Source organism: Amycolatopsis sp. NPDC102389 (genome assembly GCF_044765885.1).
Classification (GTDB): Bacteria; Actinomycetota; Actinomycetes; order Mycobacteriales; family Pseudonocardiaceae; genus Amycolatopsis.
Genome location: NZ_JBIWKX010000008.1, coordinates 1 through 14321, shown reverse-complemented (window position 1 = coordinate 14321; position 14321 = coordinate 1). Strand labels below are relative to the sequence as shown.

The 14321-nt window shown below is 69.6% G+C and carries 7 protein-coding genes; all 7 read left to right on the top strand.

What is annotated here, in order from left to right:
* Nucleotides 1-347 precede the first annotated feature (347 nt).
* Nucleotides 348-2093, top strand: a complete 1746-nt coding sequence (locus tag ACIRGA_RS09695; RefSeq protein WP_400938721.1) for an ABC transporter ATP-binding protein — start codon at nucleotides 348-350, stop codon at nucleotides 2091-2093.
* Nucleotides 2090-3088 carry a hypothetical protein gene (locus ACIRGA_RS09690; protein WP_400938718.1) on the top strand — a complete coding sequence of 333 codons (999 nt, stop codon included), beginning with the start codon at nucleotides 2090-2092 and terminating at the stop codon, nucleotides 3086-3088. The genes ACIRGA_RS09695 and ACIRGA_RS09690 overlap by 4 nt, the downstream gene beginning before the upstream one ends.
* Nucleotides 3085-5379: a methyltransferase gene (locus ACIRGA_RS09685; protein WP_400938716.1), complete on the top strand. Its 2295-nt coding sequence runs from the start codon at nucleotides 3085-3087 to the stop codon at nucleotides 5377-5379. The genes ACIRGA_RS09690 and ACIRGA_RS09685 overlap by 4 nt, the downstream gene beginning before the upstream one ends.
* Before the next feature lie 28 nt (nucleotides 5380-5407).
* Nucleotides 5408-7249, top strand: coding sequence for an asparagine synthase (glutamine-hydrolyzing) (gene asnB, locus ACIRGA_RS09680; protein ID WP_400938714.1), 1842 nt, complete (start codon nucleotides 5408-5410; stop codon nucleotides 7247-7249).
* Nucleotides 7250-7274: 25 nt separating this feature from the next.
* A complete protein-coding gene (locus ACIRGA_RS09675; RefSeq protein ID WP_400938712.1) occupies nucleotides 7275-8477 on the top strand; it encodes a cytochrome P450 in 1203 nt (400 codons plus the stop codon).
* Entirely contained in the window at nucleotides 8474-10045 is a 1572-nt protein-coding gene (locus ACIRGA_RS09670; protein ID WP_400938710.1) for a (2,3-dihydroxybenzoyl)adenylate synthase, read from the top strand. Before ACIRGA_RS09675 ends, ACIRGA_RS09670 begins: the two co-directional genes overlap by 4 nt.
* Nucleotides 10046-10047: 2 nt before the next feature.
* Nucleotides 10048-14321 (top strand): amino acid adenylation domain-containing protein (locus tag ACIRGA_RS09665; protein ID WP_400939056.1); only part of this gene is annotated, 4274 nt, incomplete at its 3' end.

The following is a 14321-nucleotide window of genomic DNA, read 5'->3' as shown; positions in this document are numbered from 1 at the left end:
GCGTCTTGCTGGTGGTGCCGTGTGGGCGCATCGGGTCGCCGGAGCGCCGTCGATCACGACGCCACCTTCGCTCGACGGGTCGAGAGAACCAACCGTGTCTCAGCTACCTGTAGTCGGGCGGTTTCGCGTGACTGCAGGGACGACACGCGTGATCAGGCGGACGACTCGTGGCGGACCCGGCCGCGTTCGTGTCCCGAAAGCCACTTTCGGGACATCAGACGTCGCGAACGTGGCTTTCGCGACACGCCACTCACGACCACCTGTACCGACGCTGCGGATTCTGCCCGCCCGATCAACCCCAGTCCTGACTTGCCCAACAGCATCGCCTACACCGAGGGGAGCACTCGATGATCCGGGATCTGATGAAGATCCTCGGCCCGAAACATGATCGGGCCGTGAAGATCTACCTGACCTGGCTGGTGGCCTACTCCCTGTTGCAGGGCTTGGCGATGGTCGCCCTCGTACCGGTGCTGCGAGCCGTGTTGACCGGGGACGCCGACGCGGCGTGGCGCTGGCTGGCCGTGGTGCTCGCCGTCGTCGTCGCCACCTGCGTCGCCCGCTACCAGCAGGCGATGCACGGTTTCGCGCTCTCCCTGATCACCCTGACCAGCCTGCACCGCCGGCTCGGCGATCACGTGGCCTCGCTGCCGCTGGGCTGGTTCTCCTCCGAGAAGGTGGGCAGGCTTTCCCGCAGTGCCACCAATGGCACGCTGATGGTGACCACCGTGACCGCGCACCTGCTCACCCCACTGGTCAGCGCCGTCGTGACCCCGGCGACCGTCGCGACGGCCATGCTCGCGCTCGACTGGCGGCTGGGGGTGGCGACGTGGGTGTGCGCGCCCTTGCTGTGGCTCACGCATCGGTGGGCGGTGAACGCCGTCGGCCGAGGCGAGGAACTCACCGACGCGGCGACCACGGCCGCGGGTAACCGGGTCGTGGAGTTCGCCCGCGATCAGCAGGTGTTGCGGGCGTTCGGACGCACCACCGAGGGCTACCGTCCCCTCGAGGACGCGATCGAGAACCAGAAGACGGCGGGCCGGACGCTGCTGTTGATGGCCGCGCCACGCCTGCTGGCCAACGGACTCGGTGTGCAACTCGCGTTCGCGGCGGTGATCGCGTTCGGACTGACGCTGGCGGTGAACGGCGCCATCGACCCGGTGACGTTGATCGCGCTGATCGCGTTGACGGCCCGTTTCACCGGCCCGCTGGCCGAGGTCGCAGCGCACAGCGGCATGACGCGGATGGCCGCGAACGACCTGCGCCGCCTCGCCGCGATCTTCGACGAGAAGCCGTCGGCCGAACCCGCCGTCTCCCGGTCGGTGACCGAACCCGGCGAGATCGAGCTGACCGACGTGCGGTTCGGCTACGAGCCGGGCCATCCGGTGCTGGACGGTATCTCGTTCCGGGTGCCCGCACGCGGCATGACCGCGATCGTCGGGCCGTCCGGTTCCGGCAAGAGCACCATCACGCGGTTGATCATGCGGTTCTTCGACGTCGATTCGGGCACCGTCTCCGTCGGTGGCGTCGACGTGCGCGAACAGTCCACAAAGGACTTGATGGGGCAGCTCTCCGTCGTGATGCAGGACGTGTACCTGTTCGACGACACGCTGGAGGCGAACATCCGCGTGGGCAGGCCGGAGGCCACCGCCGAAGAGGTCCGTGAGGCCGCCCGGATCGCCGGCGTCGACGAAATCGTCGACCGGCTGCCCGGTGGCTGGGCCACCAGGGTGGGCGAGGGCGGGGCTTCACTGTCCGGTGGGGAGCGCCAGCGGGTCTCCGTGGCCAGGGCCGTGCTCAAGGACGCGCCGATCGTGCTCCTGGACGAGGCGACGGCCGCGCTCGATCCGGAAAACGAGCGGTACGTGCAGAGAGCACTCCGCACGCTGATGGACCGCGCGACCCTGCTGGTCATCGCCCACAAGCTGCCGACCGTGGTGGCCGCGGACCAGATCCTGGTGCTCGACGGCGGCGGGATCGCCGAGTCCGGCACGCACGAGGAGCTACTGGTCTTGAACGGGCGCTACACCGAGTTCTGGAACGAACGCCGCCGCACCCAAGGCTGGCGGCTGGTGTCCGGTGAGGAGCCGAAATGATCGGGGTCGTCGGAGCCACCGGCGAGGTCGGCTCGCACACCGTCCGGGTACTGCGCGCGCTCGACGCGGGACCGCTGCGGACCGGTGGAAGCCGGGACGTGGACGTCCTCGACGAGGCGTCGCTGGACCGGTTCGCCCAGGGCTGCCGGGTACTGGTGAACTGCGCCGGACCGGCCCACCTGGTCGGCGACCGGGTCGCGCGGGCGGCGGCCCATGCCGGGGCAGGCCACGTCGACGCGTCGGATCCGGAAGGCGCCGCGGTGGGCGGCACGGCCGTGATCGGGGCGGGATTGCAGCCGGGACTGACCGGGCTGTTGCCGCGCTGGCTCGCGCGGCGGGAGTTCGACACCGTGCACGGATTGGTCGCCCACCTCGGGGTGCTCGACCGATTCACCCGCACCGCCGCCGACGACTATCTGGCGGGCGCCGAACACGGTGAGGCGCTGGCCGCCTGGCGGCGCGGACGCCGTTCGGGCGTGCTCACCCGGCGCGCTGACGTCACCCTGCCGTTCTTCCCCGGCGAAGTGTCGCTGCTGCCGTACCTCACCGAGGAAAGCGCGAAGGTGGCCGAGCACTTGGGGCTCGACCGAGGCGATTGGTTCACCGCGGTGTCCGGCGAGCATGTCCGTGCCGCCTTCGACCGGGTCCGCTCATTGGACCGGGCCGACGCCGTGACGGCGTTGTGCCATGCCAGCGAACTGGACCTCGCCGGACGCGAACCGCACGTGGTCCTCCTGATGCGCATGGAGGGCGTGCGCGCCGGTCACCCGGTCACCAGGACCGCTGTCCTGCGTGGCCGGGGCAACGGCGCGCTGACCGGTGCGCTGACCGCGCTGGCCGTACTCGCGGTGCTCCGCCGGGAAGTGCCGCCTGGCAGGCATTTCGCGGCCGAGGTGCTCGACCCCGAGGTCACGATCGCCCGTCTCGGCGAGTGCGGCGTGGCGGCACCGTTCGTGGCCGAGGGCGAAGCGGCGCTCGAGGCGGGTGTGCTGTGAGCCTCCACGAGGCCGGGCTCACGGCGCTCGGCGACCTGGACCCAGGCACCTTCGCCGCCGCGATGGAGGTGCTGGAGCGGGTCAGCCTGCAGGCGATGGCGGCCGTGTCCGGCGTCGTCGCTCCGCGCCACCGCTGGCTGGCGGACCGATGGGAACAGGCGCTGCGGGGGCGCACGCCCGGTGCGTACCGCGAGCCGGGGGACGAGTTCGAGGCCGCCTACGCCGCTCTCGGGTTCCCGCCGGTGATGGCCCGCTTCCACCGCGAGACGCTGGCATGGCTTCCGCACCTTCTCGACGACACAGTCCCGCTGCGGGATCTGCTGGTGCGTGCGGGTGACGTGCGGACCGCCTACCAGGACAACGTGTTCACCGGATACCTCAACGCCGCGTGCGCCGAGGCCGTCCGGCAGGCGGGTCCGCGCGTGCTCGAACTCGGTGGCGGAGCGGGACTGAGCACCGCCGCCGCGCTGGCGGCGTTGCGCGGCAAGGATTACAGCTACACGTTCACCGACATGGCACCGTTGGCCGTTCGCGCGGCCGAGGCACGGTTCGGCGACGACCACAGGGTTTCCTGCCGGGTGCTCGATCTCGATGCCGATTTCGCCGGGCAGGGCTTCGCCGACGGCAGCGTGGATGTCGTATCGGCAGGCAATGTCCTGCACAACGCCACCGACATCGGCGCGGCGCTGCGCCGGATCCGCCGCGTGCTGGCTCCGGGGGGCAAGGTGGTGTTCACCGAGTCGGTCCGTGACACGGCGACGACCCTGACCTCCGTGCAGTTCCTGTTGTCCCGCGACGAACACCGGGACCGCACACCGTTCCTGGATCTCGGCGAGTGGCACGCGGCTCTGGTGGCCGCGGGCTTCGAACCGGGGACGACGCTGCCCGAGCCGTCGTCACCGCTGGCGGCCGCCGGACAGCAGCTCTTCACGGCGACGGCGGCAGGCATCCCCGGTGACTGGCCTGCGGCCAAGGTGCTGGCCCACCTGGAACGCTCTCGCACCACCGAGGTGGTGCTGCCGGCAGCCATGGTGCGTGCGCTGGCCGACGAGCCTTCGCTCCTGCTCGCCGACCTGTCGGCGCTGAAGGTCATCCGCTATCACGGTGACGAGGTCGGTGACGCGGTGCGCGCCGCGCTCGGCGTCGAACTCGCGCGGATCGAGCCGGTCGATGTCGGCGACGACTTCCTCGCCGGCATCGCCGACGAGGCAGACCTCGAACTGGACGGCGTCGACCTGCGGGCGGCGGTGGCCGCGGTGCACGAGTTCGGCCGGACCGCGCTGTTGTCGATGCTCAACGCCCTGCACCGGCGTGGTCTCTTCCGGGGACGGGGCAACACCGAGCAGGAGGTGCTGGAGGGTGTCGCCTACCCTCGGCTGCTCCGCGGCTGGCTCGAAGTCCTCTCCGCCGAAGGGTTGCTGCGGGAGGAGAACGGACTCCTGATCCCGGTGCCCGACGCCGAGGCCTATTCCGATGCCGCGCTCGACCGGGCCTGGTCACAGGCGGCCCGGGCCTGGCAGGAGACGACAGGGTCCGCGGGCACCGTCGAGTACGCCCGTGCCAATGCCGAGCGGCTGCCGGATCTTCTCGACGGTTCCTGCGACGCGGTCACCCTGTTGTTCCCCGAAGGTCGCACGGATCTCGCCGAAGCGCTGTACCGGGAGAACGTGACCGGCCGCTACCAGCACCGTGCCGTCAGCGCGTTCATCGGCGGCCTCGCGCGGCGTTGGCCCGCCGACCGGCCGCTGCGCGTACTGGAGGTCGGCGCCGGCACCGGCGCGACCACCGAGCGGGTGCTGCCCGTGCTCGCGGCGGCCGGGATCGAGGTCGACTACCTCTACACGGACGTGTCGAAGCTTTTCCTCGACCAGGCGGCCGTCCGGTTGCGCGACTACCCGTGGGTGCGGTTCGGCCGGTTCGACATCGACGCCGATCCGGCTTTGCCACGCGGTTCGTTCGACGTGGTGATCGGTGGTGGTGTGCTCAACGCGGCCACCGACACCGACGCGTCGGTGCGGCGATTGGCGGGCCTGCTGGACACCGGTGGCCGGCTGGTGCTCACCGAACCGACCGTCGAGGAGTTCTGGATCCTGACCTCCCAGGCGTTCCTGATGGCCGAAGCCGACGACGGCCGCTCCGCCACCGGCGCGACCTTCCTGACCTTGCCGCAATGGAACGCGGTGCTCGACGGCGCCGGGCTGGAGCGGGTTCTCGGCCTGCCCGGCGAAGGTCATCCGCTCACCCCCCTCGGCCACCGCGTCTTCGTCGCGCGCGTGCCGAACCGAACCTGAGCACCAACAGACATTGAGGACAACGAGCATGTGTGGAATCACCGGCTGGATCGCGTTCGACAGCGACCTCACCGAGGAAGTGCCCGTCATCGAGGCGATGACGAAGACCCTGAGCGACCGTGGTCCCGACGCGGGCGGGACCTGGATCCGTACCCATGTCGCGCTGGGGCATCGACGGCTGGCGGTGATCGACCTGCCCGGCGGCGCACAGCCGATGGAGGCCCGGACGCCGTCGGGAACCGTGGCGCTGACGTTCTCGGGCGAGGTCTACAACTTCCAGGACCTGCGTGCCGCACTGGAAGGACGCGGCCACCGCTTCACCACCCGCAGCGACACCGAGGTGGTGCTGCGCGGCTATCTGGAGTGGGGCGAGGCGGTCGCCGAACGGCTCAACGGCATGTACGCCTTCGGTCTGTGGGACGAGCGCCACGGCAAACTGGTCCTGGTCCGCGACCGGGTCGGCGTGAAGCCGCTGTACTACCACCGCACGACTGACGGACTGCTGTTCGGCTCCGAACCCAAGGCGATCCTGGCCAACCCCCGGTTCGCGCGGGTCGTGGACACCGGCTGTCTCCGCGAGCTGACCGGCTTCACCAAGGCTCCCGGCTGGTCGCTGTGGAAGGACATGCACGAGGTCGAACCGGGCACCGTCGTGACGGTTTCCCGCGCCGGGATCCGGCACCACACCTACTGGCGCCTGGAAACCATGCCGCACACCGACGACCTCCCGGCCACCGTCGAGAAGGTCGGAGCGTTGTTCGGTGAGGCGGTGCGGCGGCAGACGGTGTCCGATGTGCCGCAGTGCGTACTGCTTTCCGGAGGGCTGGATTCCAGCGCCGTCACCGCTGTCGCCGCCGCCGAACTGCGCGACCGTGGCGAGAAGACTCGCACGTTCTCGGTCGATTTCGCCGGGTACGAAGAGAACTTCCGCCCGGACGAACTGCGCGAGACCCCGGACTCCCCGTTCGTCCGTGAGGTCGCCGCGCACGTCGGCTCGATGCACCGGGACATCGTGCTCGACTCCCGCGCGCTGGCCGATCCCGCGCTGCGCCGTGCCGTCGTGGCCGCGCGGGACATGCCGATCGGGCTCGGCGACATCGATTCTTCGATGTACCTGCTGTTCCAGGCGATCCGCGCCGAGTGCACGGTGGCGCTGTCGGGCGAGTTCGCGGACGAGCTGTTCGGGGGCTACGCCTGGTTCCACCATCCGGCGGCCCGTGACGCCGACACGTTCCCGTGGCTGGCGTTCAGCAACGCCTACACCGGCGACCGCACCGAAATGCTGCGTCCCGGGCTTCGCCGGGATCTGGACATCGGCGCGTATGTGGCCGACGAATACCGCACCGCCGTCGCCGCCGTGGACCATCTCGACACCGAGGATGAGCTGGAGCGCCGGATGCGCCGCAGCAGCCATCTGCACGTGACGCGGCTGGTCCGCGCCATGCTGGACCGCAAGGACCGGATGTCGATGGCCGTGGGCCTGGAGGTCCGGGTGCCCTTCGCCGATCACCGCCTCATCGAATACGTCTACAACACGCCGTGGTCGATGAAGGCGGACGGCGGCCGGGAAAAGAGCCTGTTGCGCGGAGCGGTCGCCGGTCTGCTGCCCAGGTCGGTCACCGAGCGCGTCAAGAGCCCCTATCCCTCCACACAGGACACCAGCTACGCGGAATCGTTGCACCGACAGGTGAACGACGTGCTCGCCGAGGCCGGACATCCCCTATTCGAGATCTTTGACGCCACCTGGGTGCGCGACGCGGCCGCACAGGATCCCGGCGTGGTCACCGGCAGGCTCCGCACTGGTCTGGAACGCGTACTGGACATGTACCACTGGTTCGACCTGTACCGGCCCGAGCTCCGGCTCGGCTGAACCGGTGCACCACAAGGAGAACACCATGACCACAACCGGACCGCTCGTACTCGGCGAGGACTTCGTCCAGGACGCGCACCGCGTCGGAGCGAAGCTGCGCGAGAGCGCACCGATCCGCCATGTCGTACTGCCCAGCGGCCTGCCCGTGTGGCTCGTCACCGGGTACGAAGAAGCCAGAGCCGTCGCGACCGATCCTCGATTCAGCAGCCAGCGCGTCTATGACCGGATGCACCGGATGGCCCTTGGCGAAGACGACGAGAGTCCTTTTTCCGAGGACTTCGCGATGAACCTGCTCAACCTGGATCCACCGGATCACACCCGGCTGCGCAAGCTGGTCGCGAAGACGTTCACCGGCCGGGCCATCGCGCCCCTGCGGCCGCGGATCGAGCAGATCGCGGACGAGCTGCTCGACGCGATGACCGGCCGGGACTCGGTGGAACTGCTGGAGGCCTACGCCTATCCGCTGCCGATCCGGGTCATCACCGAGCTGCTCGGCGTGCCGTTCGACGACCGCGACCAGTTCACCGCGTGGTCGAAGACCATGGTCGACGGCGGGGCGAGCGAAGCCGCGGGCGCGGCGACGATGCGGATGGCGGGCTACCTGCACGGGTTGATCGCGGCCAAACGCGAAAACCCCGAAGACGATCTGCTTTCTCAGCTCGTGCACGCCAGTGAAGACGGTGATCGCCTCTCGCCGTCGGAGCTGATCGCGGTTTCCGTCGTGCTGCTCATCGGCGGATTCGAGACCACGGTGAACCTGATCAGCGGCGGCGTCCTCAGCCTGTCTCGCGACCCCGGCCAGCTCGCCCTGCTGCGGGCCGACCGGAGCCTGATGCCGACCGCGATCGAGGAGTTCCTGCGGCACGAGACACCGAACATCCTGTCCTCGCCGCGCTACACCACCGAAGAGGTCGAGATCGCGGGCGTGGTGATCCCGGCCGGGGACTTCGTCATGGTGTCGTGGCTGGCGGCGAATCGCGACCCCGCCCGCTTCACCGACCCCGGCAGGCTCGACATCACCCGGCCGATGGGCGGTCACCTCGCCTTCGGCCACGGCCTGCACTTCTGCCTGGGAGCGCCGCTGGCCCGGCTGGAGGGGGAGATCGCCTTCGGCCGCCTGCTGGACCGGTTCGCCGACATCGAGGTGCTGTCCGCTGTGGACGATCTGCGCTGGCGAGACAGCACGGCCATGCACGGTCTCGAATCGTTGGAGCTGAGGCTGCGATGACCACCGACTTCGTCCCCTGGCCGGACGAGTTCGCCCGGTACTACCGCGACCGCGGGTACTGGCGGGACCGTACCCTCGGCGCGTTGCTCGACGACGGCGCACGGAGGTGGCCGTCGCGGACCGCGGTGGTCGACGGCGACCGGCGCTGGTCCTATGCCGAGCTGCACGAGAAGGCGGCCCGGTTGGCGTGTGGCCTCCGTGCGCGGGGGATCGGGCACGGCGACCGCGTGCTGGTCCATCTGCCTAATGTGGCCGAGTTCCTGTCGCTGGTGTTCGCGTTGTTCCGGATCGGTGCGGTCCCGGTGCTCGCCTTGCCGGCACATCGCCGGACCGAAATCGTTCACCTCACCCGGCTCGCGACCCCGGTCGCGTACGTCGTGGCGTCCGACCTTCGGGACCTGGCGCACGCCGTCCCGGAGATCGCTCACGTGTTCGTCGTCGGCGAGCCCGGCGAGTTCACCGCACTCGACGACGTGTCGGCCGACGGTGATCCGGGCGAGGGACCCGATCCGGACGACATCGCCGTGCTGCTGCTGTCCGGTGGTACGACCGGGCCGCCCAAGCTGATTCCGCGTACCCACAACGACTACGAGTACAACCTGCGGGCGAGCGCCAAGCTGTGCGGTTTCACCGCCGATACCCGCTACTTGGCGGCGTTGCCGATGGCGCACAACTTCCCGCTCGCGTGCCCTGGTGTGCTGGGGACGTTGTGGGCGGGGGGAACGGTCGTGTTGTGCACCGGCGCGGATCCGGGAACGGCGTTCCCGTTGATCGAGGCCGAGCGCGTCACCGTGACGGCGCTCGTGCCGCCGTTGGCGCTGGTGTGGCTGGATGCCGCCGAACAGTCCACAGTGGATCTGTCGAGCCTGGAACTGCTCCAGGCGGGCGGATCCCGGCTCAAGGCCGAAGCCGCTCGCCGGGTCACGCCGGTGCTGGGCTGCGTGCTCCAGCAGGTCTACGGCATGGCCGAGGGCCTGCTTAACTACACGCGCATCGGTGATCCGGACGCCATCGTCAACGACACCCAGGGCAGGCCGCTCTGCGCGGACGACGAGGTGCGGATCGTGACCACGGACGACGAGCCGGTGCCCGCGGGCGAGGTCGGCGAACTGCACGTCCGGGGGCCGTACACCATTCGCGGCTATTACCGGGCCACCGAACACAACGCGGGTGCGTTCACCGCCGATGGTTTCTATCGCAGCGGAGACCTCGTCCGGCGGCTGCCGAGCGGGGAACTCGTCGTCGAGGGCCGGGTCAAGGACGTGATCAACCGCGGCGGCGACAAGATACCCGTCGAAGAGGTGGAGAACCTCCTGCTGAGCCACCCAGCCGTGCACGATGTCGCGATCGTCGGAATCCCCGACGACGTGATGGGTGAACGGAGCTGTGCCTACGTGATTGCTCGCGGCACGCCACCCAGTCGCAAGGACCTCCTGGCACATCTACGCGAACACGGTGTCGCGGCTTTCAAGCTGCCGGATCGGGTCCGCTTCGTGAAGTCGTTCCCTCGCACCGGCCTAGGCAAGGTCGACCGCAAAGCTTTGTCCACTCTGGAGAGCCGATCGTGACCATGCATCGTCCTGGCGTCCACCCCGGCAACTTCTCGTCGCAAGAACTCTCGCAGCAAGTCGCCGAGCTCCTCGACCTGTCCGACGAAGTCATCGACGAACACGAGAACCTGATCGAACTCGGCCTGGACTCGATCACGATGATGCGACTGGCCGGGAATTGGCGCAAAGCAGGAGCGAACGTCACGTTCGCCGATCTGGTCACCACGCCCACGCTCGCCGCGTGGCGAGCCATGCTGGCCGTCGAGTCCGGACAGATCGCCCGGGCGGACAAGAAAATCGACGAGTCCGCGCCGTTCTCGCTGGCGCTGATGCAGCACGCCTACTGGGTCGGCCGAGCGCCGGGGCAACGGCTGGGCGGCGTCGACGCGCACTTCTATCACGAGTTCGACGGCACGGGCGTCGATCCGGAGCGGCTTGAGACCGCCGTCCGGGCACTGTTCGCCCGGCACGGGATGTTGCGTGTGGCGGTGTCGGACGACGGAACCCAGCGTGTGCTTCCCGAGAGCCCCTGGGCCGGCCTGCGTGTCCACCACTGGGTCGATCAGTCCACTTTGGACGCACGTCGCACCGCGCTGTCGCACCGCAGGATGGACATCTCCTCCGGTGAGGTCTTCGACGTCCAGCTTTCCCTGCTGCCGGAAGGCCGCACGCGGATGCACGTCAACCTGGACATGATCGCGGCGGACGCGCTGAGCCTGCGGGTGCTGCTCACAGACCTGGCCCGCGCCTACGAAGGCGAAGCGCTGCCCACACTGGGCTACAGCTACCCGCGCTACCTGGCCGATCGGGGGAGCGGTGGCCAAGACGTCGCGCGCGAGTACTGGGCAGCCCGGCTGCCGACGCTTCCCGGAGCGCCGCAGCTCCCGGCGACCGACGTGGGCGGCGAGCCCGCCGTAGTGCGGCATCACCGTTGGCTGGGACCGGAATCCGTGAGCGCGATCGAGCGCTCGGCTCGTCGCCACGGGCTGACCACGGCGATGGCCCTGGCGGCGGTGTTCGCCGAGACACTGACGGCGTGGAGCGCCGAACCGCGTTTCCTGCTCAACCTTCCGCTGTTCGACCGTGAGCCGCTGCACGACGAGGTGGACTCGCTGGTCGGCGATTTCACCTCGTCGGTGCTGCTGGAATGGGACGGGGCTGCTCCCGGCTCCTTCGCCGAACGGGCAGGGTCGCTACAGCGGCGATTCCACGCCGACGTGGCGCACACCGCCTACTCCGGTGTCGAGGTGCTGCGCGACCTCTCACGTCTGCACGGTGACCAGGTGCTCGCGCCCGTCGTCTACACCAGCGCGCTCGGTCTGGGTGAGCTGTTCGCCCCGGAGGTCACCGGCACCTTCGGCCAGGCCTCGTGGATCATCTCCCAGGGCCCGCAGGTCTGGCTCGACGCGCAGGTGACCGAACTCGACGGCGGACTGCTGGTGAACTGGGACGTCCGGGAGGACGTCTTCGTCGAGGGCGTGCCGGACGTGATGTTCGCCGCTTACCGCACCTTGCTCGATCGGCTCATCGAGAACGAGGACGTCTGGTCGGAAATCCCGGATCTGATCCCGCCCGCCCAAGCCCTCGTGAGGGCCGAGGTGAACGACACGAAGGTGCTCAGGCGGGCGCGTCGCCTGTACGACGCGTTCTTCGCCCACGCCACCGCGTGCCCGGACGCACCGGCGGTGTTCTCCGACGGGGAATCCAGGACCTACGGAGAACTCGCCGAACACGCCCTGCGGATCGCGGGGCACCTGACCGCCAAGGGAGCGGGCCCCGGGCATCTGGTGGCGGTTTCGCTGCCCAAGGGGCCCGATCAGGTGGCCGCGGTGCTCGGGGTGCTCGCGGCGGGCGCGGCGTACCTGCCGTTGGGCGTCGACCAGCCCGCGGTGCGACGGGACCGGATCCTGCGGACCGCCGGGGTGACCCTCGTGCTGGACGACCTGGCTCCGGCGAGCGGGGCGACGGCGCTCGCGGAACCCGTGAGCGGTGATGACTCCGCGCTCGCCTACGTCATCTACACCTCGGGCTCGACCGGCGAACCCAAAGGTGTGGAGATCGGCCACGCTGCCGCGGTCAACACCGTCGACGACCTCAACCACCGGTTCGGCATCGGGCCGGAGGACCGCTCGCTGGCGCTGTCCGCGCTCGAATTCGACCTGTCGGTCTATGACCTGTTCGGCCCGCTTTCGGTGGGCGGCGCGGTGGTGTGCGTACGCGACTCCGGCCGCCGTGACGCTTCCGTGTGGGTCGATGCGCTGCTGCGGCACCGGGCCACCGTGCTCAACTGCGTCCCCGCCTTGCTCGACATGGTGCTGACCGTGGCGGAGGAGCCGTTGCCGCTGCGGGTGGTGCTGCTCGGTGGTGACCGCGTCACCAGAGACCTGCCCGCCAGGCTCGCCGAGTACGCGCCCGAGTGCCGCTTCGCCGGACTGGGCGGCACCACCGAGACCGCCATCCATTCCACGGTGTGCGAAGTCGACGTTGTGGATCCACAGTGGACTTGCGTGCCCTACGGCACGCCGCTGGACAACGTCCTGTGCCGCGTGGTCGATCCGCTCGGTCGTGACCGTCCTGATCGGGTCCCGGGAGAACTGTGGATCGGAGGGGCGGGGGTCGCGCGGGGCTATCGAGGGGATCCCGCGCGCACGCGGGAGAAGTTCGTGGAGTTCGCGGGTACGCGCTGGTACCGGACCGGTGATCGCGCGCGGTACCTGCCCGACGGAAGCCTGGAGTTCCTCGGCCGCGATGACCACCAGGTCAAGATCCGCGGTCACCGTGTCGAACTAGGTGAGGTCGAGGCCGCGCTCACCGCGCACCCCGGCGTCACCGCCGCCGCCGTGGTCGTGACGGCGAATCGGCGGCTGGCCGCCGCCGTCACCGGGACGGTGTCGATCGCGGAGCTCGAAGACTTCCTGGTCGGGTGGCTGCCGGCGGCGATGCGGCCGGACGTCCTCTCGGCGCTTCCGTCGCTGCCTCTGACCGCGAACGGCAAGATCAACCGCGGGCTGCTGTCGCGCACGCTGGACGACCGGCCCAGCGAAGAGGCGGCTGTCTCCGCGCCCCAAGGCGAAATCGAACGCCTGGTCGCGGCGGCCTGGGCGGAAGTGCTGCTGAGCAAGGAGATCGGACGTGAACACGACTTCTTCGCCCTCGGTGGAGATTCGCTGCTGGCGACCAGGCTGATCGGCAAACTGCGCGCGGCCGGGCTATCGGGTGTGTCGCTGAGCGATCTCTTCGCGCGTCCGGTGCTGGCCGATTTCGCCGCCGGGCTCTCCCTGACCTCAGCCGACGAAGCGCCGGTCAGGCTCGTCTCCGATCCCGCGAACCGATACGAGCCGTTCCCGCCGACGGAAGTCCAGCGCGCGTATTGGCTCGGGCGCGACGAGGGCTTCACCCTCGGCGGTGTCGGCTGCCACTTCTATCGCGAGTACGACGTGGAGGACCTCGACCTGGCGCGGCTGGAGACCGCGGTCAACCGGCTCGTCGAGCGGCACGAGATGCTGCGCGCCGTCTTCGACGAGCAAGGCGACCAGCGGGTGCTGCCCGAGGTGCCGTGGTTCCGGGTGGACCTGATCGACGGCGGATTCGACGAACTCCGTGCCACCACCTCGCACACCGTTTTCGACCCTGCCGTGTGGCCGCTGTTCACCGTGCGCACGGCCCGGGCCGGTCGCCGGACCAGGTTGGCGATCGGCATGGACAACCTGGTGCTCGACGCCTTGAGCATCCTCGTCTTCTACGCCGAACTCGCCTCGCTGTACGAGAACCCGGACGTCGAACTCCCGGCGATCGGGATGTCGTTCCGCGACTACGTTCTCGGCGTCGAACCCGCCGCGTTGGACCAGGCCAAGGCCTACTGGAGCGGGCTGGTGCCCGAACTGCCCCCCGCGCCGCGGCTGCCGCTGGCGAAGGACCCGGCCGAAGTGGCGGTACCGCGGTTCGACCGGCGGTCCGCCAGGGTGGAACCCGCACGATGGCGCGTGATCACCGACCGGGCCAAGGAACACGGGGTCACACCGTCCGCCGTGCTGATGACGGCGTTCGCCGAGGTGCTGGGCAGATGGAGCGCGAGAGCGGACCTGACACTCAACGTCACGCTCTTCGACCGCAAGGAGGTCCACCCCGACATCGAACGCGTGCTGGGCGACTTCACCTCCCTGCTCTTGGTGGCCTGCCGCCCGGCGCTCGACGGGGGCTGGCTCGACCGGGTGCGCCAGGTTCAGGAGGAGTTGTGGGGCGCGCTCGATCACCGCGACGTTTCGGCCGTGTGGGTGCTGCGGGAACTGGCCCG